This window comes from Streptomyces sp. HD (assembly GCF_028369295.1).
Classification (GTDB): domain Bacteria; phylum Actinomycetota; class Actinomycetes; order Streptomycetales; family Streptomycetaceae; genus Streptomyces.
Map to the genome: position 1 here is coordinate 17826 of NZ_JAQMYP010000026.1, position 25558 is coordinate 43383.

General features: G+C 71.0%; 21 protein-coding genes. 14 read left to right on the forward strand and 7 right to left on the reverse strand.

Annotated features, from left to right (window positions below; genetic code table 11):
- The first annotated feature begins 17 nt into the window (after positions 1–17).
- On the forward strand, positions 18–1052 hold the full coding sequence (locus POF73_RS24585; protein ID WP_272119139.1) for an acyl-CoA dehydrogenase family protein: 1035 nt from the start codon (positions 18–20) through the stop codon (positions 1050–1052).
- Here the strand turns inward: POF73_RS24585 and qcrB are convergent.
- Together qcrB and POF73_RS24595 are read right to left on the reverse strand one after the other, a co-directional pair.
- Positions 1030–2676: a cytochrome bc1 complex cytochrome b subunit gene (gene qcrB / locus POF73_RS24590; protein ID WP_272119141.1), complete on the reverse strand. Its 1647-nt coding sequence runs from the start codon at positions 2674–2676 to the stop codon at positions 1030–1032. The genes POF73_RS24585 and qcrB overlap by 23 nt on opposite strands.
- An 83-nt stretch (positions 2677–2759) precedes the next feature.
- Positions 2760–3485 (reverse strand): vWA domain-containing protein, encoded by a 726-nt coding sequence (locus POF73_RS24595; protein WP_272119143.1) that lies wholly within the window; start codon positions 3483–3485, stop codon positions 2760–2762.
- A gap of 148 nt (positions 3486–3633) precedes the next feature.
- Here POF73_RS24595 and POF73_RS24600 point away from each other — a divergent pair, with 148 nt between their 5' ends.
- From POF73_RS24600 to POF73_RS24625, 6 genes are all read left to right on the forward strand, one after another.
- Complete coding sequence (locus POF73_RS24600; RefSeq protein WP_272119145.1) at positions 3634–4563, forward strand: rhomboid family intramembrane serine protease; 930 nt, start codon at positions 3634–3636, stop codon at positions 4561–4563.
- Positions 4560–5468, forward strand: coding sequence for a chitosanase (locus tag POF73_RS24605; protein WP_272119147.1), 909 nt, complete (start codon positions 4560–4562; stop codon positions 5466–5468). Before POF73_RS24600 ends, POF73_RS24605 begins: the two co-directional genes overlap by 4 nt.
- A 115-nt stretch (positions 5469–5583) precedes the next feature.
- Positions 5584–6675 carry a Dot/Icm T4SS effector Zinc-dependent metalloprotease LegP gene (gene legP / locus POF73_RS24610; protein WP_272119148.1) on the forward strand — a complete coding sequence of 364 codons (1092 nt, stop codon included), beginning with the start codon at positions 5584–5586 and terminating at the stop codon, positions 6673–6675.
- 52 nt (positions 6676–6727) lie between these two features.
- Complete coding sequence (locus POF73_RS24615) at positions 6728–7000, forward strand: hypothetical protein (RefSeq protein ID WP_272119151.1); 273 nt, start codon at positions 6728–6730, stop codon at positions 6998–7000.
- A complete protein-coding gene (locus POF73_RS24620) occupies positions 6997–7257 on the forward strand; it encodes a hypothetical protein (protein WP_093907081.1) in 261 nt (86 codons plus the stop codon). Before POF73_RS24615 ends, POF73_RS24620 begins: the two co-directional genes overlap by 4 nt.
- Positions 7258–7271: 14 nt before the next feature.
- The gene (locus tag POF73_RS24625) at positions 7272–7607 is read left to right on the forward strand and encodes a YbaY family lipoprotein (protein WP_272119158.1); all 336 of its coding nucleotides are present in this window, start codon (positions 7272–7274) and stop codon (positions 7605–7607) included.
- 118 nt (positions 7608–7725) lie between these two features.
- Here POF73_RS24625 and POF73_RS24630 read toward each other — a convergent pair whose 3' ends face one another.
- From POF73_RS24630 to POF73_RS24640, 3 genes are all read right to left on the reverse strand, one after another.
- Positions 7726–9186: a glutamate synthase subunit beta gene (locus tag POF73_RS24630; RefSeq protein WP_272119160.1), complete on the reverse strand. Its 1461-nt coding sequence runs from the start codon at positions 9184–9186 to the stop codon at positions 7726–7728.
- Complete coding sequence (gene gltB / locus POF73_RS24635) at positions 9179–13786, reverse strand: glutamate synthase large subunit (RefSeq protein ID WP_272119353.1); 4608 nt, start codon at positions 13784–13786, stop codon at positions 9179–9181. Before gltB ends, POF73_RS24630 begins: the two co-directional genes overlap by 8 nt.
- 371 nt (positions 13787–14157) lie before the next feature.
- The gene (locus tag POF73_RS24640) at positions 14158–14889 is read right to left on the reverse strand and encodes a VIT1/CCC1 transporter family protein (RefSeq protein ID WP_272119162.1); all 732 of its coding nucleotides are present in this window, start codon (positions 14887–14889) and stop codon (positions 14158–14160) included.
- Between the two features lie 281 nt (positions 14890–15170).
- Here POF73_RS24640 and POF73_RS24645 point away from each other — a divergent pair, with 281 nt between their 5' ends.
- The 7 genes from POF73_RS24645 to POF73_RS24675 all read left to right on the forward strand — a co-directional run bounded on the left by POF73_RS24645 (position 15171) and on the right by POF73_RS24675 (position 23501).
- A complete protein-coding gene (locus POF73_RS24645; RefSeq protein ID WP_272119164.1) occupies positions 15171–16406 on the forward strand; it encodes an ADP-ribosylglycohydrolase family protein in 1236 nt (411 codons plus the stop codon).
- A gap of 293 nt (positions 16407–16699) precedes the next feature.
- Complete coding sequence (locus POF73_RS24650) at positions 16700–17971, forward strand: ADP-ribosylglycohydrolase family protein (protein ID WP_443049646.1); 1272 nt, start codon at positions 16700–16702, stop codon at positions 17969–17971.
- Between the two features lie 8 nt (positions 17972–17979).
- A complete protein-coding gene (locus POF73_RS24655; protein ID WP_272119166.1) occupies positions 17980–19155 on the forward strand; it encodes an ADP-ribosylglycohydrolase family protein in 1176 nt (391 codons plus the stop codon).
- Positions 19143–20522 (forward strand): ADP-ribosylglycohydrolase family protein, encoded by a 1380-nt coding sequence (locus POF73_RS24660; protein WP_272119168.1) that lies wholly within the window; start codon positions 19143–19145, stop codon positions 20520–20522. Before POF73_RS24655 ends, POF73_RS24660 begins: the two co-directional genes overlap by 13 nt.
- A complete protein-coding gene (gene rbsK / locus POF73_RS24665) occupies positions 20519–21412 on the forward strand; it encodes a ribokinase (RefSeq protein ID WP_272119170.1) in 894 nt (297 codons plus the stop codon). The genes POF73_RS24660 and rbsK overlap by 4 nt, the downstream gene beginning before the upstream one ends.
- Positions 21409–22644, forward strand: a complete 1236-nt coding sequence (locus POF73_RS24670; protein WP_272119172.1) for a CaiB/BaiF CoA transferase family protein — start codon at positions 21409–21411, stop codon at positions 22642–22644. Before rbsK ends, POF73_RS24670 begins: the two co-directional genes overlap by 4 nt.
- Positions 22641–23501 (forward strand): HpcH/HpaI aldolase/citrate lyase family protein, encoded by an 861-nt coding sequence (locus tag POF73_RS24675; protein ID WP_272119174.1) that lies wholly within the window; start codon positions 22641–22643, stop codon positions 23499–23501. The genes POF73_RS24670 and POF73_RS24675 overlap by 4 nt, the downstream gene beginning before the upstream one ends.
- Positions 23502–23584: 83 nt before the next feature.
- Here the strand turns inward: POF73_RS24675 and lgt are convergent, their stop codons facing one another.
- Together lgt and POF73_RS24685 are read right to left on the reverse strand one after the other, a co-directional pair.
- Positions 23585–24607 (reverse strand): prolipoprotein diacylglyceryl transferase, encoded by a 1023-nt coding sequence (gene lgt, locus POF73_RS24680; RefSeq protein WP_272119176.1) that lies wholly within the window; start codon positions 24605–24607, stop codon positions 23585–23587.
- Positions 24608–24706: 99 nt separating this feature from the next.
- Positions 24707–25480: a DsbA family protein gene (locus tag POF73_RS24685; protein WP_272119178.1), complete on the reverse strand. Its 774-nt coding sequence runs from the start codon at positions 25478–25480 to the stop codon at positions 24707–24709.
- Positions 25481–25558: the final 78 nt, after the last annotated feature.

Here is a 25558-nt window from a genome sequence, read left to right on the forward strand (position 1 = left end):
CCGGGGGTGCGGTACTGATGCGCTTCCTTCTCGACGCCGAGCAGCGGGCCTTCGCCGGATCGCTGGGCGCGATGCTGGCGAGGTCGGACACGCCGTCGGTCATACGGGACTGGAGCCGGGGCGAGCATGCGAGGGGCCGTGCTTTGTGGTCCCGTATCGCCGAGGCCGGGGTGTTCGCGCTGGCGGTTCCGGAGGCGTACGAGGGGCTGGGGCCCCGGCCTGTTGAACTCGCCGTGGCGTTCGTGGAGTTGGGGCGTCATGCGGTGCCGGGACCTTTGGTGGAGACCGTCGCGGCCGCGGCGCTGCTCGCCGGGATACCGGAACCCGGCCCGGCCAAGCGGCTCCTGCCCGCGCTGGGGGCGGGCGAGGCGATGGTGACACTGAGCCACGCCGGTTACGCCCTGGACGCGGATGCGGCGGACCTACGGCTGGCGGTGTCGGGGGCGGATGTCCCTACGGGGTCGGCGGCAGGCCCAGCCGGGACAGGCCGCCCGGCGCATGAGCTGCGGCTGGCACCGGCGCCCGCCCCCGGCGCCCTGCGCCCCTCCCTCGACCCGGCCCGCCGTCTCAGCCCGCTCCCTTCCGGCGGGGAACTCCTCGCCGCAGGTCAACAGATCGTCGTGTCCGCCGCCGACGCCCTCGCATACGCCCGTCTCACCACCGCCGCCCAAGCCCTGGGCGTCGGTGAGGCCCTGCTCGACAAGACCGTCACCTATGTCAGGCAGCGCACCCAGTTCGGCGCGCCCATAGGCTCCTTCCAGGCCGTCAAGCACCGTCTGGCCGACGCGAAGATCGCCCTGGAGTTCGCCCGGCCCCTGCTGTTCGGCGCCGCGCTCACCATGGCGCCCGCCGACATCGCGGCCGCCAAGGTCACGGCGTGCGAGGCGGCGTACGCCACCGCCCGTACCGCGCTCCAGCTGCACGGCGCGATCGGCTACACGGCGGAGTACGACCTGTCGCTCTGGCTGACCAAGGCCCGCGCCCTGCGCACCGCCTGGGGCGGCCCGGACGTGTGCCGGGCCGAGGTGCTCAGTGGTGATCGCCGCTGGTGACCTCGCGGTACTCCTCCACCGTCGGCTTGGTGATCCGGGTCCGGGGCCCGAACATCGCCTTCGCCAGCCGGGCCCGCACCCGCGCGCTCGCTGCCACCCGGCGCCGCACGCCGTTGGCGTCGACCGGCGGGCCGACCTCGTAGGGCGGCGGCTGCTCGTGCTGGGTGAGGGTGAACAGCTGCCCCTGGGTGAGCGGCTCGTGGACCTCGATGTACTCGCCCTGCGGAAGCCGCTTGATGGTGCCCGTCTCCCGGCCGTGCAGCACCTTGGCCCGGTCCCGGCGCTGCAGCCCGAGACAGATGCGCTTGGTCACGGTGAAGGTGATGACCGGTGCCACGAAGACCGCGACCCGCACGAACCAGGTGATCACGTTGATGGACAGATGCAGATGCGTGGCCACCACGTCGTTGCCGCCGCCGATCAGCAGCACCGCGTACAGACTCAGCCAGGCCGCGCCGAGGCCGGTGCGCACGGGCATGTTGCGGGGCCGGTCGAGGATGTGGTGCTCGCGTTTGTCGCCGGTGACCCACGCCTCGATGAAGGGATACACGCCGAGCGCGAGCAGGATCAGCGGGAAGAGCGAGAAGGGGATGAAGACACCCGGCTCCAGAGTGTGGCCCCAGAGGTTGATCTCCCATCCCGGCATCACCCGGATCAGGCCCTCGGAGAAGCCGAGGTACCAGTCGGGCTGCGCGCCCGTGGTGACCATGTCCGGCCGGTAGGGCCCGAAGGCCCACACCGGGTTGATGCTCGCTACGCCGCCCATGAACGCCAGCACGCCGAAGACCAGGAAGAAGAAGCCGCCCGCCTTGGCCATGTACACCGGCAGGAAGGGCATCCCGACGACCGACTTCTGGTCGCGGCCGGGGCCGGGGTACTGCGTGTGCTTGTGGTAGAAGACCAGGATCAGGTGGGCGACCACCAGGCCCAGCATGATCCCGGGCAGCAGCAGGATGTGGATCGGGTAGAGCCGGGCGATGAAGTCCTCGCCGGGGAACTCCCCGCCGAAGAGGAAGAACGCCACGTACGTCCCCACGATCGGGATCGACAGGATGGCGCCGTGGGCGAACCGCAGACCGGTGCCGGACAGCAGGTCGTCGGGGAGGGAGTAGCCGGTCAGGCCGGTGATGATGCCGAGCATCAGCAGGGTCCAGCCGAACACCCAGTTCAGCTCGCGCGGCTTGCGGAAGGCGCCGGTGAAGAACACCCGCATCATGTGCACCAGCATGCCGGTGACGAAGACCAGCGCCGCCCAGTGGTGGATCTGCCGGATGAGCAGCCCGCCGCGCACGTCGAAGCTGATGTCGAGCGTGGACTCGTAGGCCCTGGTCATCAGGACGCCGTTGAGCGGCTCGTAGGTGCCGTTGTAGACGACCTCGTTGGTGCTCGGCTCGAAGAACAGGGTGAGGTAGACGCCGGTGAGGATCAGGACGAGAAAGCTGTAGAGGCAGACCTCGCCCAGCATGAACGACCAGTGGTCCGGGAAGACCTTGCGCATATTGGCCTTGGCCAGGGCATAGATACCGAGTCGCCCGTCGGCCCAGTCGGCGATCTTCTCGCCCTTCGGCGGCGGAGCCGGTCGCCGGGCCGCCGCTCCCTCGTTCCCCGATCGTGCGCCGTCCATGAGTCGTCGCCTTCCCGTCGGATCACCTCAGAGTGACACGGCCCCCTGGGCCGGGCCAACGGTGCGGGCAACCGGTCGACGGGTCAGGCCGGCGGGACGATCCCCTGGGCCCGCGCCGCCGCCAGCCACTGCGGGAACTCCCCGACCAGCCGGTCGTACAGCTCGGCGTCGGACACCTTGCGCGGCTGCGAACCGGCGTGGAAGAACCCCGCGTTGTCGACGATCCGCTTGTGCGGGACGGACAGCTCGTCGAGCTTGCGCAGATAGTCGAACTGCTTGCTGTCCGGATCGCCGAAGCCGATGAACTGCCAGAAGAGCGGAAGCCGGGCCGCCTTGCACAGGTAGCGTTCCGCGGCGAGCTTGTTGATGGGGCCGCCGTCGGTCTGGAACACGACCAGGGCGGGGTCCGTCGAGCCGCTGTCCAGGTAGTGGTCGATGACGGCGTCCATGGCCAGGTGGTAGCTGGTCTTGCCCATGTGCCCGAGCCCGGCCACGATCCGTTCGATCCGCCCCTGGTGGTCGGCCAGCACGATCTCGGTCTCGGCGTCGACGTCGGTGGAGAAGAACACCACCGGCACGGTCCCGTCGTCGTCGAAGTGCGCCGACAGCCCCAGCACCCGGTCGGCGAGCGCCTGCACGCTGCCGTCCTTGTAGTACGGCTTCATCGACCCGGAGTAGTCGACCACCAGATAGACCGCGGCCCGCACCCCGTCCAGCCCGTTCCTCCGGAGCGAGACCCCGGCGCTCTTGTACAGGCTGACCAGCGCGGGCGCGGTCTCCTCGACCTTGCTGAGACTGATCGCGGCCATGTCCTGTTTCCCCCTTGACGCACTGGTCCGGCTGCCGAGGTTACGACACCGTGGCCCCACCTCTCCCTCCGTCCCCGGGCATTGGCTATTTTGTTCGACGCCGTCCCCACCGGCTCATCGTTCGTCCAGTCCCCATGAGGAGCCGGCCGTGGAGTCCGAGTCCACCGTCACCACCTGCTATCGCCATCCCAAGGTGGAGTCCTACGTCAGCTGCACGCGCTGCGAGCGCTACATCTGCCCGGACTGCATGCGGGAGGCGGCCGTCGGCCACCAGTGCGTGGAGTGCGTGAAGGAGGGCGCCCGGTCGGTGCGGCAGGCCCGGACGATCGTCGGCGGCCGGATCTCGGCGACGCCGCTGGTGACCTCGGTGCTCATCGGGCTGAACATGCTCGCCTATGCGGCCGAGGTGGTGCGCCCGGAGATCGTGGACCGGTTCGCGATGCTCGGCGCGCGGATGGTCGGCCCGGACGGCGGCTACTACGTCTACGACCCGGGACACCCCTCGGACTTCCACGCCGAGGGCGTGGTCGCCGGGCAGTGGGAGCGGCTGCTGACCAGCGGGTTTCTCCACCTGCCGCCGACCGAGGGCACCTTCGGGCTGCTGCACATCGTGATGAACATGCTCTCGCTGTGGCAGCTCGGCCGGATCGTGGAGCCCATGCTGGGCCGGGTCCGGTACCTCGCGCTCTATCTGCTGGCGACGCTGGGCGGTGCGGTGTTCGAGCTGGTGCTCACCGACCAGCACGTGGAGTCGGTCGGCGCGTCGGGCGCGATCTTCGGTCTCGGTGCCGCCTACTACGTCCTCGCCCGCCGGGTCGGCGCCGACATGCGCTCCGTCAACCGGTTCATGGTGTTCCTGCTGCTGTGGCTGCTGCTCTCCGCGAGCGTCACCTCCTGGCAGGGTCACCTCGGCGGACTGCTGACGGGGGCCGCGGTCACCCTCGCCTACGCGTACACTCCGCGAGGGCCCCGGCAGGCCCTGATCCAGGCGGTCGCCTGTGTGGGCCTGCTGGTGCTGCTGGCGATGGTCGCGGTGGCCAGGGCCTCGGAACTGGCCGGCGGAGGGGTGCCGCAGTGAGACGTACCGGCATTCTGCTCTTCGCGGCCGTCCCGGTCGCCATCACGGCGGCCGCCTACTTCCTGGTCCCCACCGATTCCGCCGACGGCCCCGCGGGCCCCGCCGTCACCGACGCCCGGCAGGATGCCCGTCAGGAGGCCAAGAGCCGGGCCGAGCAGGAGCGTGCGGCGGACGACAAGCTGATCGCTCAGCTGCCGCCGGGGCTGGCCGACCCGGCCGAGAAGGAGCTGGCGCAGCAGATCGTGGCCAGCGCCGAGAACTCCACCCTGAACTGGCGCGGCGCCTACGGCTACATCGAGGACATCGGCGACGGCCAGGGCTACACGGCCGGCATCATCGGCTTCTGCACCGGCACCCACGATCTGCTCACCCTGGTCGAGAACTACACCAAGGCCCATCCGGGCAACGGTCTCGCCGCGTACCTGCCCGCCCTGCGCAAGGTCGACGGCAGCGACTCCCACGAGGGCCTGGACCCCGGTTTCACCGCCGCCTGGAAGGCCGAGTCGAAGGTCGCCGCCTTCCGCAAGGCGCAGGACACCGAACGCGACCGCGTGTACTTCAACCCCGCGGTCCGGCTCGCCAAGCTCGACGGCCTGGGCACGCTGGGCCAGTTCGTCTACTACGACGCGATGGTCTTCCACGGCCCCGGCACCAACGCCACCAGCTTCTACGGCCTGCGCGAAAGCGCCCTGCGGGAGGCGAACTCCCCGTCCGAGGGCGGTTCGGAGAAGGCGTACCTCGACATCTTCCTCGACGTCCGCGAGAAGGCGATGCGGAAGAAGAAGCAGGACATCGACACCACGCGCATCGACACCGCCCAGCGCCGGTTCCTCTACGACGGCAACTTCAAGCTCGCCACTCCCTTGGTGTGGCAGGTGTACGGGGAGACGTACAAGGTGCCCTAGTCGCCCTGGCCAGACGTACGAGACAAAAGCCGCCTCCGCCCACCATTGACGAAAGATGGCGTCTCATCGACGTTAATCACCCCAAGGGGGAACAACGTCAAACAAGGGGGACGCCATGGCAGCCGACACGGCCGAACCGGCCGCCGCCGGTTCGGGGTTCGGGCCCTACCAGGTCGGACCGGAGGTGCTGGCGGGTCTCGTCCAGCTGGCCGGCAAGGGGCCGAAGGCGGTCCAGTACACCGAGGTCGACGGGCAGCCCGTGTTCGAGGGCGACATCGTCCTCGACCTGATCGAGTCCAAGCAGATCTCCGTCGAGCACGCGGTGGCGCTGGAGGAGAACGGGGTCATCCTGCCCGGCCAGCAGTTCCGCTGGGTGAACGGCCTGGTGCCGTACGAGATCGACCCGGCCCTGCCCGACCAGGCCCGGGTGACCGGCGCGATCGACCACTGGGTGCGCAACACCCGTATCCGCTTCGTGCAGCGCACGCCCCAGAACGCGGCGCAGTACCCGGACTTCATCCGGTTCGTGCCCGGCGGCGGCTGCAGTTCGGCCGTGGGCCGGCGGGGCAACGTCCAGCAGATCACGCTGGGCCAGGGCTGCGAACTGGGCGCCGCCATCCATGAGATCGGGCATGCGGTCGGGCTCTGGCACGAGCAGAGCCGGGAGGACCGGGACCAGTTCGTCACCATCCACTGGGCCAACATCCAGCAGGGCATGGCCCACAACTTCAACCAGCACATCACCGACGGCGACGACGTCGGCGCCTACGACTACCACTCGATCATGCACTACCCGCGCTGGGCGTTCTCCGCCAACGGCCAGGACACCATCGTGCCCCGGCAGAACATCGAGATCGGCCAGCGGCAGGGCCTGAGCCCCGGCGACTGTCTCGCGGTCCGCACGATGTACGCCGCCCTGGAGTCGCCGGCGCGGTTCTCCGGTGTGCAGTTCACGGGGCGGGTCGCGGCCGGGCAGGTCGGGCGCTGGTTCACGCACAGCTGGCCGGCGCACTGGTACGTCCACTGGACGGTCGTGCCGACCGCGCCCGTGGTGGACGGGGAGGCGCAGATCGAGTCCTGGGTCCAGGTGACCCGGCAGTCGGGTGGACTGCTCAAGTACTTCCTCAACATCCGCAATCTGACCGGCGGTCCGGTCGACATCCAGGCCCGCTACGACGTGCTGGGCTGGGGCGCCAACGCGACCTGACGGGGTCCGGGAAGCACTCGCGATCCGAGAAACAGGGGGAACCATGCAACCGATGGGAATGCCGGGCGAGTCCATGCCCGCGGGCTGGGCCGACGCGGTCGACGCGGGTCCGGCGCCGAGCCTGAGCGGGGCGCCGGACGCGCCGGCGGGAACGGCCGTCAGCGGGACCGGCAGCGGCATCGGCGGGCCCGAGTTCGCGGGCGCCGGATACGCGCCGCTGGGCGCCGCACAGGACGGCGGAGGCGTCGCGGGGGTCCCGGCCGCGGAGAGTCTGCAGGACGGCGGGGTCGCACCGGAGGCCCCGAAGGAAGGGGGAGAGTCATGATTCTGGGAGTGCAGTTCCGCGGACAGGTACCGGCGAACACCAGCCGCCGCTGGTTCACGCACAGCTGGCCGGAGGCGTGGCGGGTCGACTGGACGGTCGTACCGACGTGGCCCATGGTGGACGGCAACGCCCAGGTCGAGTGGAAGATCCAGGTGGACCGTCAGGCGAGCAACCTGATCAAGTACTTCATCGAGATCCGCAACCTCACGGGCGGTCCGGTCGACATCGAGGCGCGGTACGCCGTGCTCAACTCCTAGCGAACGAGCGTGACATGGCCACTGTCTCCGGGCGGGTACTGCTCACTCCCGACCTGGGCGCCTTCGACGAGGCCGTCCTGCGGGTGAGCGTGCTCGACGTGACGGTGGCCGACGCTCCCTCACGGGAACTCACCGCGACGGCTCAGGACGTCTCGTACGACGGGCACGGCACGGTCAGCGTGTCCTTCCGGCTGTCGGCGGACTGGGGGCCACGGCAGCGGGTCGTGGTGAACGCCCACCTCGACCGGTCCGGCAGCGGAGTCGTGGAGAGTGGGGACGCGCTGACCGTGGAGTCGCTGCCCGTGCCGGATGATCCGGCCCCGGTGACCGTGCGACTGCGAGCCATCTGAGAAAGGCGACGGCGCCTGCCCATTCGTCCGGTCGGGGACAAGGGGCAGGCGCCGTCTGTGTTCCGTACGCCGTTGTACGGGACGTATGTGAGTGACCGTCAGGTCACCGGTGGTGCCGTCAGACCATCAGCGAGCGGTCCGTCGGCCTGATCGGTGCCGGCAGGTCGCTGGCGCCGGTCAGGAAGCGGTCGCAGCCGCGGGCGGCCGAGCGGCCCTCGGCGATCGCCCACACGATGAGCGACTGGCCGCGGCCCGCGTCACCGGCGACGAAGACGCCCGGCACGTTGGTCTGGAAGTCGGCGTCGCGGGCGATGTTGCCCCGCTCGTCGAGGTCCAGGCCGAACTGCTCGACGAGGCCGTTCTCCCGGTCGGTACCGGTGAAGCCCATGGCGAGGGTGACCAGCTGGGCGGGGATCTTGCGCTCCGTGCCCGGCTTCGGCGTCAGCTTGCCGTCGATGAACTCGACCTCGGTGAGGTGCAGCCACTGGACGTTGCCGTCCTCGTCGCCCTCGAAGTGGGTGGTGGAGACGGAGTAGACCCGCTCGCCGCCCTCCTCGTGCGCGGACGTGACCTTGTACAGCATCGGGAAGGTCGGCCACGGCTGGTGCGCGGCACGGTCCTCGCCCGGCCTGGGCATGATCTCCAGCTGCGTGACGGAGGCCGCGCCCTGGCGGTGGGCGGTGCCCACGCAGTCGGCGCCGGTGTCGCCACCGCCGATGACGACGACGTGCTTGCCCTCGGCCGAGATCGGAGCGGTGACGAAGTCGCCCTCCTGGACCTTGTTGGCCAGCGGCAGGTACTCCATGGCCTGGTGGATGCCCTTGAGCTCACGGCCGGGGACCGGGAGGTCACGGGCGGTCGTGGCGCCGGCGGCGATGACGACCGCGTCGTACCGCTTCTTCAGGTCGGTCGCCTTGAGGTCGCGGCCGATCTCGATGCCGGTGCGGAAGCGGGTGCCCTCCGCGCGCATCTGCTCGATACGGCGGTTGATGTGCCGCTTCTCCATCTTGAACTCGGGGATGCCGTACCGGAGAAGGCCTCCGATGCGGTCCGCGCGCTCGTAGACGGCGACGGTGTGGCCGGCCCGGGTGAGCTGCTGGGCGGCGGCCAGGCCCGCGGGGCCCGAGCCGATGACGGCGACGGTCTTGCCGGACAGGCGCTCCGGGGCCTGCGGAGCGACGGTGCCCGCGTCCCACGCCTTGTCGATGATCGAGACCTCGACGTTCTTGATGGTGACGGCCGGCTGGTTGATGCCGAGCACACACGCCGACTCGCACGGGGCCGGGCACAGGCGGCCCGTGAACTCCGGGAAGTTGTTGGTGGCGTGCAGACGCTCGGACGCGGCCGACCAGTCCTCGCGGTAGGCGTAGTCGTTCCACTCGGGGATGAGGTTCCCCAGCGGGCAGCCGTTGTGGCAGAACGGGATACCGCAGTCCATGCAGCGGCTGGCCTGCTTGCTGATGATCGGCAGCAGGGAGCCGGGGACGTAGACCTCGTTCCAGTCCTTCAGACGTACGTCGACCGGGCGGGACTTGGCGACCTCGCGGCCGTGGTTCAGAAAGCCCTTCGGGTCAGCCATTGATCGCCGCCTCCATCATCTTCTCGGTGATCTCGGTCTCGGACAGACCGGCTCGCTCGGCGGCGTCCTTGGCGGCGAGCACTGCCTTGTACGTGCTGGGGATGATCTTGCTGAAGCGCTCGACCCCTGCTCCAGGGGTGTCCCACTCGGCCAGGAGCTTCTCGGCGACCGTGGAGCCGGTCTCCTCCTGGTGGCGGCGGACCACGTCGTGCAGCCACTGCTTGTCGGTGTCGTCGAGGGCCTCGACGGCGCTGACGTTGCCGACGTTGACGTTGTCGCGGTCGAGGTCGATGACGTAGGCGATGCCGCCGGACATACCGGCCGCGAAGTTACGGCCCGTCTCGCCCAGGACCACCGCGTGGCCACCGGTCATGTACTCGCAGCCGTGGTCGCCCACGCCCTCGGAGACGACCGTCGCGCCGGAGTTGCGGACGCAGAACCGCTCGCCGGTGCGGCCGCGCAGGAACAGCTCGCCGCCGGTCGCGCCGTAGGCGATGGTGTTGCCCGCGATCGTCGAGTACTCGGCGAGGTGGTCGGCGGCCCGGTCCGGGCGGACGATCACACGGCCGCCGGAGAGGCCCTTGCCGACGTAGTCGTTGGCGTCGCCCTCCAGGCGCAGCGTGACACCGCGCGGGAGGAAGGCGCCGAAGGACTGGCCGGCGGAGCCCGTGAAGGTGATGTCGATGGTGTCGTCGGGCAGGCCCGCGCCACCGAACTTCTTCGTCACCTCGTGGCCGAGCATGGTGCCGACCGTGCGGTTGATGTTGCGGACCTTGACCTGGGCGCGCACCGGCTGGGCGTCGGTCGCGGAGTCCGCGGCGAGCGCGTCGGCGGCGAGCTTGATCAGCTCGTTGTCGAGCGCCTTCTCCAGGCCGTGGTCCTGCTCGATCAGCTGGTGGCGCACCGCGCCGTCGGGCAGCGCGGGCACGTGGAACAGCGGGGCCAGGTCCAGGCCCTGCGCCTTCCAGTGGTCGACGGCACGCGTGACGTCCAGCGTCTCGGCGTGGCCGACGGCCTCCTCGATGGAGCGGAAGCCCAGCTCGGCGAGGATCTCGCGGACCTCTTCGGCGATGTACCGGAAGAAGTTCACGACGTACTCGGCCTTGCCTGTGAACCGGTCCCGCAGGGTCGGGTTCTGGGTGGCGATGCCGACCGGGCAGGTGTCCAGGTGGCAGACGCGCATCATGACGCAGCCGGAGACGACGAGCGGCGCGGTCGCGAAACCGAACTCCTCGGCGCCGAGCAGCGCGGCGATGACGACGTCACGGCCGGTCTTCAGCTGACCGTCGGTCTGGACGACGATGCGGTCGCGCAGGCCGTTGAGCAGCAGCGTCTGCTGGGTCTCGGCGAGGCCGAGCTCCCAGGGACCGCCCGCGTGCTTCAGCGAGGTGAGCGGCGAAGCACCCGTACCACCGTCGTGCCCGGAGATCAGGACGACGTCCGCGTGCGCCTTGGACACACCCGCCGCGACCGTGCCGACGCCGACCTCGGAGACCAGCTTGACGTGAATCCGCGCCTGCGGGTTCGCGTTCTTCAGGTCGTGGATCAGCTGGGCCAGGTCCTCGATGGAGTAGATGTCGTGGTGCGGCGGCGGCGAGATCAGACCGACACCCGGCGTCGAGTGACGCGTCTTGGCGACCCACGGGTAGACCTTGTGGCCGGGCAGCTGGCCGCCCTCGCCGGGCTTGGCGCCCTGGGCCATCTTGATCTGGATGTCGTCGGCGTTGACCAGGTACTCGGAGGTCACACCGAAGCGGCCGGACGCGACCTGCTTGATGCTGGACCGGCGCGCCGGGTCGTACAGACGGTCCGGGTCCTCGCCACCCTCACCGGTGTTGGACTTGCCGCCCAGCTGGTTCATGGCGATGGCGAGGGTCTCGTGCGCCTCCTTGGAGATGGAGCCGTACGACATGGCGCCGGTGGAGAAGCGCTTGACGATCTCGCTGGCCGGCTCGACCTCGTCGATCGAGATCGGCTGGCGGTCGGACTTGAAGCCGAAGAGCCCGCGGAGCGTCATCAGGCGCTCGGACTGCTCGTTCACCCGCTCGGTGTACTTCTTGAAGATGTCGTAGCGACCGGTGCGCGTGGAGTGCTGGAGGCGGAAGACCGTCTCCGGGTCGAACAGGTGCGGCTCGCCCTCACGGCGCCACTGGTACTCGCCGCCGATGTCCAGCGCGCGGTGCGCGGGAGCGATGCCGGAGGCGGGGTAGGCCTTGGCGTGGCGGGCGGCGACCTCCTTGGCGATGACGTCGATGCCGACGCCGCCGATCTTGGTGGCCGTGCCGTTGAAGTACTTCTCCACGAAGGCGTCGTCGAGACCGACGGCCTCGAAGACCTGGGCGCCGCGGTAGGAGGCGACCGTCGAGATGCCCATCTTGGACATGACCTTCAGGACGCCCTTGCCGAGGGCGTAGATCAGGTTGCGGATGGCCTGCTCGGCCTCTATGTCCGACAGGAAGGTGCCCGCGCGGACCAGGTCCTCGACGGACTCCATCGCCAGGTACGGGTTGACCGCGGCGGCGCCGTAGCCGATGAGCAGGGCGACGTGGTGGACCTCGCGGACGTCACCGGCCTCGACCAGCAGGCCCACGTGGGTGCGCTGCTTGGTGCGGATGAGGTGGTGGTGGACGGCCGCGGTGAGCAGCAGCGACGGGATCGGCGCGTGCTCGGCGTCCGAGTGGCGGTCCGACAGGACGATCAGCCGGGCACCGTTCTCGATGGCGGCGTCGGCCTCGGCGCAGATCTCCTCTATACGCGCGGCCAGCGCGTCACCGCCGCCGTGCACCCGGTACAGGCCGGAGAGGGTCGCGGCCTTGAAGCCCGGCATGTCGCCGTCGGCGTTGATGTGGATCAGCTTGGCCAGCTCGTCGTTGTCGATCACCGGGAAGGGCAGGGTGACCGAGCGGCAGGAGGCGGCCGTCGGCTCCAGCAGGTTGCCCTGCGGGCCGAGGGAGCTGTGCAGCGAGGTGACGAGCTCCTCGCGGATGGCGTCCAGCGGCGGGTTGGTGACCTGCGCGAACAGCTGGGTGAAGTAGTCGAAGAGCAGACGCGGGCGGTCGCTCAGCGCGGCGATCGGCGAGTCGGTGCCCATCGAACCGATCGGCTCGGCACCGGCCTTGGCCATCGGGGCGAGGATGACGCGCAGCTCCTCCTCGGTGTAACCGAAGGTCTGCTGGCGGCGGGTGACCGAGGCGTGCGTGTGCACGATGTGCTCGCGCTCGGGCAGATCGGTCAGCTCGATCTCGCCGGCCTCCAGCCACTCGGCGTACGGCTGCTCGGCGGCGAGGGCGGCCTTGATCTCGTCGTCCTCGATGATGCGGTGCTCGGCGGTGTCGACGAGGAACATCTTGCCGGGCTGCAGGCGGCCCTTGCGGACGACCTTCGCCGGGTCGATGTCGAGGACGCCGACCTCGGAGCCGAGGACGACGAGGCCGTCGTCGGTGACCCAGTAGCGGCCGGGGCGCAGACCGTTGCGGTCGAGCACGGCGCCGACCTGGGTGCCGTCGGTGAAGGTGACACAGGCCGGGCCGTCCCAGGGCTCCATCATCGTGGAGTGGTACTGGTAGAAGGCGCGCCGGGCCGGGTCCATGGAGTCGTGGTTCTCCCACGCCTCCGGGATCATCATCAGCACGGAGTGCGGGAGCGAACGGCCGCCGAGGTGGAGCAGCTCCAGCACCTCGTCGAAGGACGCCGAGTCGGAGGCGTCCGGCGTACACACCGGGAAGATGCGGTCCAGGGCCTTGTCGTCGGATCCGAACAGGTCCGAGACCAGCTGCGACTCGCGGGCGACCATCCAGTTGCGGTTGCCCTTGACGGTGTTGATCTCACCGTTGTGCGCGACGAAGCGGTACGGGTGCGCCAGCGGCCACGACGGGAAGGTGTTCGTGGAGAAGCGCGAGTGGACGAGGGCGACGGCCGAGCCGAAGCGGCGGTCGGACAGGTCCGGGAAGAAGGGCTCCAGCTGACCCGTGGTCAGCATGCCCTTGTAGACGATGGTGCGGGCCGACAGCGACGGGAAGTAGACGCCGGCCTCGCGCTCGGCGCGCTTGCGCAGCACGAAGGCCTTGCGGTCGAGGGCGATGCCCTCCGAAGTACCGTCGGTGACGAAGATCTGCCGGAAGGCCGGCATCGTCGAGCGAGCCGTGGCACCGAGCAGCTCGGGGGCGACGGGAACCTCGCGCCAGCCGAGGACGGTGAGGCCCTCCTCGGACGCGATCGTCTCGATCCGCGAGACGGCGTCCTGGGTCCCCTCCTCCGGCAGGAAGGCGATACCGACGGCGTAGCCACCGGCCGCGGGAAGCTCGAACCCGGCCACCTCACGGAAGAAGGCGTCCGGCACCTGGGAAAGGATGCCCGCGCCGTCACCCGAGTCGGGCTCGGAGCCGGTGGCACCACGGTGTTCGAGATTACGCAGAACGGTGAGCGCCTGCTCGACCAGCGTATGGCTCGCCTCGCCGGTGAGGGTGGCCACGAACCCGACGCCACAGGCGTCGCGCTCGTTGCGGGGGTCGTACATACCCTGCGCAGCAGGGCGAGCATCCATGAACGACCAGTTCTGGCCATTCGCGGAGTGCTGGGACGGCTGGCGCGGCGTACGCATCGGCTCTCCCGTCGTCGTCATGTGGCATATGCAAGGTGCCGAGGGACGACGTTGGCCCTCTGCGTGATCGCAAAATTTCGTGCAGGTTACATGATGGAACGGTTCTCGGGAACCGGGATACTCCGTTCCAACATGCGGACGCCACGGCTTGCGGCGGGGGTCCCGCGCACGTGGCTTGAAGTATGTGGGGACCGAGCGGGACAGGTCCATGTCCGTCGATCCGAGGGGCGGAGGGGGCGTCGTCGCCCACCCCGCGAGTGCGCCCCAGGCGTCATTGCCCACAGCGCTTACGGCTCATGCCCCGTGGTCATGCATCCGAAACCAGCGAGTAACGGCTACTTATGCGGCCCAACGCATAAGTTCCAGTCGAACTATCCTACGGCCGTTCCGAAGAAGCTGCCCAGGGCGTACGTCACACCGGCCGCGGCACCCCCGAGCGCGAGCTGCCGCAGCCCGCTGAACCACCAGCTCCGCGCCGTCACCCTGGCCACCACGGCACCGCACAGGAACAGCCCGACGAGCGCGAGCAGCACGGCAGGCCAGAGCGCCGTCGCACCGAGCAGATAAGGCAGTACGGGAAGCAGGGCACCCAGCGCGAACGACCCGAACGACGAGACGGCGGCGACGATCGGCGAGGGCAGATCGCCGGGGTCGATGCCGAGCTCCTCGCGGGCGTGTATCTCCAGGGCCAGCTCCGGATCACGGGAGAGCTGCTCGGCGACGGCCCGCGCGAGCTCCGGCTCGACGCCCCGCGCCTCGTAGAGGGCGGCGAGCTCGGCCTCCTCGTCCTTCGGGTGCTTTCTCAGCTCCCGCCGCTCGACGTCCAGCTCGGCCTCGACGAGCTCGCGCTGCGAAGCCACGGAGGTGTACTCACCCGCCGCCATGGAGAACGCGCCGGCGGAGAGCCCGGCCAGTCCACTCAGCACGATGGTCTGGTGACTGACCGCGCCACCGGCGACACCGGTCATCAGGGCGAGGTTGGAGACCAGCCCGTCCATCGCACCGAAGACGGCGGGGCGCAGCCAGCCGCCGTTCACATCGCGGTGCGTGTGGTTGTCACGGTGCGCCTCGTGCAGCGCGGCCTCGGTCTCGATGATCGCCATGAGGGTCCCCCAGGAGGTTCGGGAAGCTTAGGAAAGGCTTCCTTTAGACATGTTCTATTCTTGGACAACACTGAATCTACGCCTGGAAATTCCACTCCGCCAGCAAGGAAAGGCTGGGCTAACCTGCGGTTTTCCCTTAGAAGGCTCATTCGTGTGTGGGTGCGCACAGATGTCGACCGGGTGACACCGACCCCTCCGAGGCTCAGGTCAACCGCCGACGGTGGGACACATCCGCAAAGGGCTCCACGCCCTGGGCGGAGCCCCCGGAGGAGAGGCCGCGCATGCCATCGACCGCCTGCATCCCCTCGGTTCCGGCGCCCGGGAACGCCGCCGAACTCCGCGAACGGGCACGCGGCGCACTCCTGGGCCTGGCCGTCGGCGACGCGCTGGGCGCCCCGGCGGAGAACATGAAGCCCTCCGAGATCCGCGCCCGCTGGGGCCGCATCACGGGATACGTCACCGACAACCCCTGCGGCACCGACGACACCGAGTACGCGATCTTCTCCGGCCTCCTCCTCGCCCGCCACGGCTCGGCCCTGACCCCGGCCCATGTGGACACGGCCTGGCACGAGTGGATCGCGGACCGGGCGGAGGGCCCGTTCAGGGGCGCGGGCTTCAGCGAACGCGGCACGCTGGAGAACCTCCGCCGTGGCCTGGCCGCCCCCATCTCCGCCCAGCACCGCCATGCCTGGAGCGACGGCCTCGCCATGCGGGCGGCCCCGTTCGGCGTCTTCGCGGCGGGCCGCCCCGCGGAAGCGGCCCGTCTGGTGGCGATCGACGGTGCGGTGAGCCATGACGGTGAGGGCATCTACGGCGGCCAGGCGGTCGCGGCGGGCGTGGCGGCGGCGATGGCGGGCGCTCCGACGATCGCGGTGGTCGCCTCGGCGCTCGCGGTGGTTCCGGACGACTCCTGGACGGCCAGGTCACTGAGGAGGGCGGTGGCGGTGGCCCACCGAGGCGAACGCGCGGTCCGCTCCGCGGTGGTGATCGGCGGCTACCCGTGGACCGACCTGGCCCCCGAGGCGGTCGCCCTGGCCTTCGGCGCGTACGCGGCGGCGGACGGCGACTTCGTCCAGGCGGTCCTCACGGCGGTGAACATGGGCCGGGACGCGGACACGACGGCGGCGGTGGCGGGGGCACTGGCGGGCGCGACACACGGCGAGTCGGCGATCCCGACGGAGTGGGCGACGGCGATCGGCCCGGCGAGGGGCAGCTGCCTGCCGTCAATGGCCGGGCATCACGTACTGGACGTGGCGGAGCTGCTGGTACCGGGAGAGGACAGAAAGTGGCCCCCGGGAGGCTGCACCACACCCGACCCACAGCCGACAACACCGACCCCGGCACCCGCACCAACCCCGGCCCTGGCACCGGCACCGGCACCGGCACCGGCACCGGCACCAGCCCCAACCCCAACCCCAACCCCAACCCCAACCCCAACCCCAGCAACGGCAACGGCAACGGCAACGGCAACGGCAACGGCAACGGCAACGGCAACGGTCGAAGGGACCCGCCGATGAGACCGCCCACACCATGGGACGAAGGGGCCCCGACAGCGACACCCCCCGAAACCGACCCCACGCTGCTCACCGAGCCACCCGATCCCACGGCAGCCGACACCACGCCCCTAGCCCAGCCCACGGAACCCACGACGCCCGACGCCACGCCTCTTCCCCAGCCGCCCGATCGCACGACCACCGACGCCACGCCCCTCCCCCGGCCACCCGACCTGGCGACCACCGACGCCACGCCCCTCCCCCGGCCACCCGACCTGGCGACCACCGGCAGCACCCCCCTTCCCCGGCCACCCGACCTGGCGACCACCGGCAGCACCCCCCTTCCCCAGCCCACCGACCTGGCGGCCGCCGACGGCGAGCACGCCCCACCGGGGCCACCCGCACCCGACGACGAGAGCCGCACGGGCGGTGCGGGTGGGAAACAACCGGCCGAAGGCGAGGCCGAGGCCGAGGCCGGTCAAAGAGTCCTCGGCCTCCTCCTGGGCCTCGCCGCAGGCGACGCCGCCGGCTGGCCCGCCGCCCGCCACCGAGCCGCCCGCATGCCCGAATGGACCCGCCGCCTCACCCGCGAACTCGACACCTTCGCCGAACACAACGCCACAACCACCCTCCCCGTCCCCATCGCCCTCAACCAACCCCCCGAGCCCCTCCGCCTGGGCCCCTCGGACGACGCCGAATGGGCAGCCTTCGCAGCAGAAGCCGTACTCCGAGCCGGCGACGACACAGCCCTCGGCGACCTCAGCCGAGAACGCCGCACCCGAGCCGCCATCGACCTGACCTGGAACGCCGTGGCCAGCGAAGTAGCCGCCGCAGCGGACCGCGCCCCCGAGGTCGAGTCGGCCATCCTCCCCCTGCGCGCCCGCATCTCCGTCCGCGCCGGCCTCGGCAACCTCGCCACCGGCCTCCGCCCACCCGCCACCGGCCACGACAACCCGCACTACTTCGACGACGCGGCCTGCGTAAGGGCCTGCGTCCTCGCCGTGGCCCACCCCGGCGACCCCCACCGCGCGGCCGCCCTCGCCGAGTTCGACGCCCGCTACACCCAGGACGGCGACGGCGTGCACGGCGCGAGGGCGATGGCGGCGGCCGTGGCCCTGGCCCTGACCGGCGCGAGCGCCACGGCCTGCGTAACAGCGGCCCTCGCCGAACTCCCCGAGGAGACGGAGATCGGCCGCAACGCCCGCCACGCCCTGACGCTCGCCCGGAACGCCGACAGCGCCTTCGCCCTGATCCCCCTCCTGGAACACCAGATCGTCGACCACGTCTACAGCTACGGCATCGCCGCCGCCGAAACGGTCCCGGTCGCCCTCGCCCTCACGGTCGCCGCGCACGGCCGTATCGCCGAGGCCGTCCCCGCCGCGGCATGCCTGTCCCGGGTCGCCGACTCGGCACCCGCGCTGGCCGGCGCACTGACCGGCGCGCTCGGCGGCGGTACGTCGATCCCGGCGTCCTGGCGCGACACCTGCCGCACCCTCTCCGGCTGCGTACTCCCCCGCCTCACCGGCACTGACCTGGTGGAACTCGCCGAACTCCTGGAAGCCGCACAACCGGCCCGACCAGGAGGATGATTCGGTGCATGACGCCCAAATCACAAGAAAGCAGTGGTCCGCATCTCGATGAGCGGATCACCGGCGCCCTGGTCGGCGCGGCGGTCGGCGACGCCCTGGGCGGCCCGGTGGAGGGCTACTCCCCCGACCAGATCGTGGAACGCCACGGCGGCCGTGTCCACGGCATCGTCGGCCCCTGGAACGGCGACGCCTGGCGGACGGCCCGTCCCATCGCGCCGTACCACAAGGGCGACGGGCACGTCACCGACGACACCTTGCTGACGCACGCGCTGGTCCGCGTCTACGCGACGGTCCGCGACCACCTCGACGCGTACGCGGTCGCCGACCACCTGGTCCCGGACCTGATGACGAACCCGCGCTGGATCCCGGAGCTGGAGGCGGAGGCGCTCCCCCTGCACCGCGTCTTCCTGGCGGAGAAATGGCTGGTGGCCCGCCTCCACTACGGCCATGTGGACCCGCGGGAGGCCGGCGTCGGCAACATCGTCAACTGCGGTGCGGCGATGTACATGGCCCCGGTCGGCCTGGTCAACGCGGCCGACCCGAGGGCCGCGTACGCCGAGGCACTGGACATCGCGGGCGCGCATCAGTCGTCGTACGGCCGCGAGGCGGCGGGCGTCCTCGCCGCGGCCGTGGCGGCGGCCTGCACCCCCGGCGCCACACCCGACTCGGTCATCTCGACCTGCCTGTCCCTGGCGAAGGACGGCACGAGGGCGGCGATCGAGAAGACCTGTGAAGTGGCGAGCGCCCACACGGACTTCGAGTCGGCCCTCGTCCCGCTCCGGGAGGCGGTCACCCCGTACGACACGGTCGGCCCCGACTACCGCCGGCCCTCCCTCGACGCGCGCCGCCCCTCCCGCCTGCACGCCATCGAGGAACTCCCCGTCGCTCTAGCCATGCTGCTGATCGCGGACGGCGACTACCGCCGAGCGGTCCTGGGCGCCGTCAACTACGGCCGCGACTGCGACTCGATCGCCACGATGACCGGCGCCCTGGCCGGGGCCCTGGGCTCACCACCCCCCGAGGACTGGTCGAAGACGGTCGCGGAAGCCAGCCGCCTGGACCTCTGGGAGCCGCCCCGCACCCTGGCGGAGGTCACGAGGGAGATCCACACCCGGGACGTACGCCGACGCCGGGCGCACGAGGCGGCGTTCACGGAGCTGGGGGGCCGAGCATGCTCCGACTGACCTGGGTCCAGCCGGAGGACCTGATCGGCCATGAGCTACGACAGGCGGCCCTGGACGGACGGGAGCCGTCGGCGATCGCGGCGCGCTGGAGCGCGGCGGGGGGCAGAGCGGCACCGCTGCGTGCGGGGGCGTCGCCCGAACCTGCGTCGAGATATCTGCGGACTCTGGCCGAGGACCTGCTGGATGAACTGGCGGACCTGCCCAGCAGGTTGGCGGACAGGGAGCCCACCGACCTCACGAGGATCAAGGCCGGCTGCCCGTCCTGGCCCGCGCCGGCTCCGGCAGGCGTCCCCACCCCGGCCCGCTACGAAGCCGCCTGGCTGGGCCGGGCCATCGGCTGTCTGCTCGGCAAACCCGTGGAGAAGCTCCCCCTCGAAGCCATCCGCCAACTGGCCGAGGCCGCCGGCAACCGGCCCCTGAACACCTACTTCACCGCCCGGGGAGTCCCCCCGGAACTCCTCGCGGCCCACCCCTGGAACCGCCGCTCGACCCACACCTCACTCGCCGAGAACATCGACGGCATGCCCGAGGACGACGACCTCAACTACCCCCTCCTCAACCTCCTCCTGCTCCAGCGCCACGGCAGGACCTTCACCACCACCGACGTGGGCCGTCTCTGGCTCGACGAACTCCCGGCCGGCCGCACCTTCACCGCCGAGCGCATCGCTTACCGCAACCTCCTCACCGGCATCGACCCCCCGCACACGGCCCGCCACCGCAACCCCTTCCGCGAATGGATCGGCGCCCTCATCCGCGCCGACGTCCACGGCTGGACCAACCCCGGCGACCCGGCCGCCGCGGCCGAACAGGCCCACCGCGACGCCACCCTCACCCACACCGCCAACGGCGTCTACGCGGCGATGTTCACGGCAGCGGTCATCGCACAGGCGGCGACCGCGACCGGCCCGCACGACATCCACACCTGCCTGCGGACGGGCCTCACCGTGATCCCCCCGACGTCCCGCCTGGCCCAGGCCGTCCAGCACGCCATCCAACTGGCCGACCGCCACGGCGACTTCGACACGGTCGTGGACGAACTCCACGCCGCCCACGCCCCCACCCACCACTGGGTCCACGCCATCCCCAACACCGCCCTGATCGCCGCCGCCCTCACCCATGCCAACGGCGACTTCACCGGCTCCATCTGCCGTGCCGTGTCGGGAGGTTGGGACACCGACTCCAACGGCGCCACCGCGGGCAGCATCGCCGCCCTCCTCGCCGGCGCCCCCACCTCCCTCCCCGACCGCTGGACGGCCCCCCTCAAGAACCGCCTCGCCACCTCCGTCGCCGACTTCAACGGCACCGGCTTCGACGCACTGGCCCACCTCACCCACCGGCTCACCCCCTTGGAGGCCCCCCACCCATGACCGGCATCGTCGTGCTCGGCAGCACGAACATGGATCTAGTCACCTATGTCGAGAAGGCCCCGCAGCGCGGCGAGACCGTGACGGGCCGGGAGTTCCGTACGATCCCCGGCGGCAAGGGCGCCAACCAGGCGATCGCGGCGGCCCGCGCGGGCGGCGACGTCCTGATGATCGGCGCCGTCGGCAACGACGCCTTCGGCACCCAGCTGCGCTCCACCCTCGAACACTCCGGCGTGGACACCGACGACCTCCGCACGGTCGAGGGCCCCTCCGGCACCGCGCACATCGTCGTGGACGACGAGGGCGGCAACGCGATCGTCGTGATCCCCGGCGCGAACGGCACGCTCGACCACCTCAGCCCCGGCGACGAGGGCGTCATCGCCTCCGCCGACCTGCTGCTGCTCCAGCTGGAGATCCCGTTGCCCGCGGTGGTGGCCGGCGCCCAGGCGGCCCACCGGCACGGCGTCCGTACGGTCCTCACCCCGTCCCCCGCCCGACCGCTCCCGGACGAACTCCTCGCCGCCATCGACCTGTTGGTGCCCAACGAGCACGAGGCCGCCACCCTCACCGGCCGCACCGACCCGCGCGAGGCGGCCGGCGCGCTGCTCGACCGGGTGCCCGAGGTCGTCGTCACCCTGGGCGCCGCCGGCAGCCTCTACGTCACGCGCGGCGCCGACCCCGTGACCGTCCCCGCGCCGAAGGTCACCGCCGTCGACTCCACCGGCGCCGGGGACACGTTCGTCGGCGCCCTCGCGGTGGCCCTCGGCGAGGGACGCCCGATGCGGGACGCGCTGACGTGGGCGTCCGCGGCGGCAGCACTGTCGGTCCAGCGGGAGGGTGCCACGGCGTCGATGCCGTACCGCCCCGAGATCGAGGAGCGGTACCCGTCATGACCGAGGCGACTCAGACGACCCGGGCCGCCCGGGCAACCCAGGCGCCCCAAGCCCCTCTGACCGGCGTACGCGTTCTCGACCTGGCCACCCTCTTCGCCGGCCCCCTCGCCGCCACGATGCTCGGCGACTTCGGCGCGGAGGTCATCAAGGTCGAGCACCCCGAGAAACCGGACCCCTCCCGCGGTCACGGCCCGTCGAAGGACGGCGTGGGCCTGTGGTGGAAGGTCCTGGGCCGCAACAAGCGCACCATCGCCCTGAATCTCTCCAAGCCCGGCGGCCGCGCCACCCTCCTGCGCCTGGCCGCCACCGCCGACGTCGTCATCGAGAACTTCCGCCCCGGCACCCTGGAGAAATGGGACCTGGGCTGGCCGGAGCTCGCCGCCGCCAACCCCCGGCTGATCCTCACCCGCGTCACCGGCTTCGGCCAGTTCGGCCCCTACGCCCACCGCCCGGGCTTCGGCACCCTCGCCGAGGCGATGAGCGGCTTCGCGGCCGTCACCGGCGAACCGGACGCGCCCCCGACGCTCCCGCCCTTCGGCCTGGCCGACTCGATCGCGGGCCTCGCGACGGCGTACGCGGTACTGACGGCACTGACCGCCCGCGAGCGCACCGGCGAGGGCCAGGTCGTCGACATGGCCCTCATCGAACCGATGCTGCTGGCCCTCGGCCCCCAGCCGACCTGGTACGACCAGCTGGGCTACGTCCAGGAACGCACCGGCAACCGCTCCGCGAACAACGCCCCGCGCAACACCTACCGCACCGCCGACGGCACCTGGGTCGCCGTCTCCACCTCCGCCCAGTCGATCGCCGAGCGGGTGATGCACCTGGTGGGACGCCCCGAGCTGATCGAGGAACCGTGGTTCGCGACGGGCGCCGACCGGGCCCGGCACGCCGACGTCCTCGACCGGGCGGTCGGCGACTGGATCGCCCGCCACACCCGCGCCGACGTCCTCGCGGCCTTCGAGAAGGCGGAGGCGGCGGTGGCCCCGATCCAGGACGTACGAGACGTCATGACGGACCCCCAGTACGCGGCCCTCGACACGATCACCACCGTCGAGGACCCGGAGCTGGGCCCGCTCCGCATGCAGAACGTCCTGTTCCGCCTCTCCGCCACCCCCGGCACGATCCGGTGGGCGGGCCGCCCGCACGGCGCGGACACCCACGACATCCTCACCGACCTGGGCCTGACCCCCGCAGAACTGGCGGCCCTGCGCGAGGAGGGCGCCCTGTGACGAGCCCGGAGAGGACCGTTCCGTCCGTCCCGCACCCCTTGACCTGGCTGTACGCCCCCGGCGACCGCCCCCATGTGGTCGCCAGGGCCCTGACCTCCGGCGCCGACATCGTCATCGTCGACCTGGAGGACGCGGTGGCCCCGGACCGCAAGGACTACGCCCGGGAGGCCACCGCCGAACTGCTCCGCGAACCGGGGCATCCCGTCCCCGTCCACGTCCGCGTGAACGCCCTGGACACCCCGACGGCGGCGAAGGACCTCGCGGCCCTGGCCGCCCTCCCCGGCCTCGCCGGCCTCCGCCTCCCGAAGGTGACCTCGGCCGAACAGGTCATCCACCTCGCCGAGACGACCCCACCCGCCGCGCCGGGCACGACCCCGCTGCACGCCCTCCTGGAATCGGCCCTCGGTATCGAACGCGCCCACGCGATCGCCTCCGCCCACCCCGCCCTGCGCGGCATCTCCCTCGGCGAGGCGGACCTACGGGCCGACCTGGGCGTACGCGGCGACGCGGGCCTCGACTGGTCCCGCTCCCGCGTCATCGTGGCCGCCCGGGCGGCGGGCCTTTCCCCGCCGTCCCAGTCGATCCACCCCGACATCCGCGACCTGGAGGGCCTGGCGGCGTCCTGCGCCCAAGGCCGCACCCTGGGCTTCCTGGGCCGGGCGGCCATCCACCCCCGCCAGCTCCCGGTGATCGAGCGCGCCTACCTCCCCACGGAGGCGGAACTGGAGCAGGCGGAGACGATCATCAAGGCGGCCACGACCGAGCAGGGCGCCCAGGCCCTGCAGGACGGCACCTTCATCGACGCGGCGGTGGTGGCGGCGGCCCACCGAACCCTGTCGCTGGCCCGCCGACGCTGACCCGCTTCCGCACCCACGACTCCGCACACACGATGAGGGCGCCCGGAAGACTCCGGGCGCCCTCATCGTCGTGGGACCAAGCCTTACGACTTCTTCGTCGCCGACTCGGCCTCGTCCTTCGCGTCGTCCTTGGCGTCGTCGGTCACGTCGGCATCGGCGTCACCGTCGGCCGCGGTCTCGGCCTTGGTGCCGGAAGCCTTGTCGTCGCCGAGGGACTTCTCGGCACCGCGCGTCTTCTCGTCACCGGAGGTCTTGTCATCGTCGGAGGCCGTGTCATCGCCGACTTCCACGGCACCCGGCTCGACAACGGCTTCCCGGCCCGGCCGCTTCTTCGCCGAGATCACGATGTACGCCACCGCGAGCAGGAACACGATCAACGCGGTCCAGTCGTTCAGGCGCAGACCGAGGATGTGGTGGGCGTCGTCCACCCGCATGTACTCGATCCAGAACCGGCCCACGCAGTACGCGGCGACGTACAGCGCGAACGCCCGTCCGTGCCCCATCCTGAAGCGGCGGTCGGCCCAGATCACCAGCAGGGCGACACCGATGCACCACAGGGACTCGTAGAGGAACGTCGGTTGGTACGTGCCCGGCACCCGTCCGTCCGACGAGGACGTGATCTCCAGGGCCCACGGAAGATCGGTCCGCCGCCCGTACAGCTCCTGGTTGAACCAGTTGCCCCAGCGTCCGATCGCCTGCGCGAGGGCGATGCCGGGCGCGATGGCGTCGGCGTACGCGGGCAGCGGGATGCCACGACGGCGGCAGCCGATCCACGCACCCACGGCGCCGAGGGCGATCGCGCCCCAGATACCGAGGCCGCCCTCCCAGATCTTGAAGGCGTCCACCCAGTCACGGCCATCGCTGAAGTACAGCTGGTAGTCCGTGATCACGTGGTAGAGCCGGCCGCCGATCAGGCCGAACGGCACGGCCCAGACCGCGATGTCGGCCACCGTGCCGGTCCGACCGCCCCGGGCGATCCAGCGTTTGTTGCCGAGCCAGACGGCTACGAAGACACCGATGATGATGCAGAAGGCGTAGCCGCGCAGCGGAATGGGGCCGAGGTGGATCACCCCGCGCGACGGGCTGGGAATGTAGGCAAGTTCCATGGCAAGGTCGACGCTACCTTGCCGGGCGGCACCGATGTCAGGCGGCCCGGCAACGGCTCCATAACAGGCAGCACCCCGAGCGGGGCCCGCCCGAGGAGCTCATCCCTTGGCGTTCTCCTCCACCATCTGCTTGAGCTTGGCCGGCGTCATCGTCTGGTCCTGGTAGATGTTCTTGCCGTTCAGCAGCACCGTCGGCGTTCCGCTGAAGCCGCCCTTCTTGAAGGCGTCGTTGGACTTCTCGACCCAGCTGTTGTGGGTGCCGTCCTCGACGCACTTGCGGAAGGCGGGCGTGTCCAGTCCCTTGACCTTGCCCGCGAGTTCGAAGAGCTTGCTGTTCTTGGCGAAGGCGTCGTCGACCTCCGGCGGCTGGTTGCGGTACAGCACGTCGTGGTAGGGCACGAACTGCCCGGTGTCCTGGGCGCAGGCCGCGGCGTTGGCGGCGTTGCGCGAGCCGGTGCCGCCCATGTTGCCGTCGATGATCGTCGCCAGGTGGTACTCGACCCGGAGCTTGCCGGCGTCCGTCAGCTCATGGATCGTCGACCGGTACGCGTCCTCGAAGGACTTGCAGGCCGGGCAGCGGAAGTCCTCCCAGACCGTGAGCGTCGACTTTGCGCTCTCCTCGCCCACCGGGATCGCGAGGCCGTCCTTGCCCTGTGCCCCCGAGGGCCCCACGACGGGCCCGGCCGAGTCACCGGTGTCCTTGCCGGCGTTCGCCGCGACGACCCCGACCACGGCCGCGAGTCCCAGGACGCAGACGACGCTCGCGCCGACGATCAGCGCACGGCGCCGCTTGTCGGCGGCCTTCTGCTTCTCACGCTCGACCGCCAGCCGCTCCCGGGCGGTCCGCTTACCCTCACGATTCTTTTCGCTCACACCCGCAGAAACGAACCGGGGAGGCGCAGCGCGCCTCCCCGGCCACAGGTCCACCCGTTCGAGCGACTCGTACGGAAG

Bases quoted from the DNA above. Each gene is read 5' to 3' on its own strand.
- qcrB (WP_272119141.1), bottom strand. From the start codon at position 2,676: ATGGACGGCGCACGATCGGGGAACGAGGGAGCGGCGGCCCGGCGACCG.
- lgt (WP_272119176.1), bottom strand. From the start codon at position 24,607: ATGGAACTTGCCTACATTCCCAGCCCGTCGCGCGGGGTGATCCACCTC.
- POF73_RS24640 (WP_272119162.1), bottom strand. From the start codon at position 14,889: ATGGCGATCATCGAGACCGAGGCCGCGCTGCACGAGGCGCACCGTGAC.
- rbsK (WP_272119170.1), top strand. From the start codon at position 20,519: ATGACCGGCATCGTCGTGCTCGGCAGCACGAACATGGATCTAGTCACC.
- POF73_RS24625 (WP_272119158.1), top strand. From the start codon at position 7,272: ATGGCCACTGTCTCCGGGCGGGTACTGCTCACTCCCGACCTGGGCGCC.
- POF73_RS24670 (WP_272119172.1), top strand. From the start codon at position 21,409: ATGACCGAGGCGACTCAGACGACCCGGGCCGCCCGGGCAACCCAGGCG.
- POF73_RS24645 (WP_272119164.1), top strand. From the start codon at position 15,171: ATGCCATCGACCGCCTGCATCCCCTCGGTTCCGGCGCCCGGGAACGCC.
- gltB (WP_272119353.1), bottom strand. From the start codon at position 13,786: ATGCGTACGCCGCGCCAGCCGTCCCAGCACTCCGCGAATGGCCAGAAC.
- legP (WP_272119148.1), top strand. From the start codon at position 5,584: ATGGCAGCCGACACGGCCGAACCGGCCGCCGCCGGTTCGGGGTTCGGG.
- POF73_RS24595 (WP_272119143.1), bottom strand. From the start codon at position 3,485: ATGGCCGCGATCAGTCTCAGCAAGGTCGAGGAGACCGCGCCCGCGCTG.
- POF73_RS24620 (WP_093907081.1), top strand. From the start codon at position 6,997: ATGATTCTGGGAGTGCAGTTCCGCGGACAGGTACCGGCGAACACCAGC.
- POF73_RS24630 (WP_272119160.1), bottom strand. From the start codon at position 9,186: ATGGCTGACCCGAAGGGCTTTCTGAACCACGGCCGCGAGGTCGCCAAG.
- POF73_RS24655 (WP_272119166.1), top strand. From the start codon at position 17,980: ATGACGCCCAAATCACAAGAAAGCAGTGGTCCGCATCTCGATGAGCGG.
- POF73_RS24585 (WP_272119139.1), top strand. From the start codon at position 18: ATGCGCTTCCTTCTCGACGCCGAGCAGCGGGCCTTCGCCGGATCGCTG.
- POF73_RS24615 (WP_272119151.1), top strand. From the start codon at position 6,728: ATGGGAATGCCGGGCGAGTCCATGCCCGCGGGCTGGGCCGACGCGGTC.
- POF73_RS24660 (WP_272119168.1), top strand. From the start codon at position 19,143: ATGCTCCGACTGACCTGGGTCCAGCCGGAGGACCTGATCGGCCATGAG.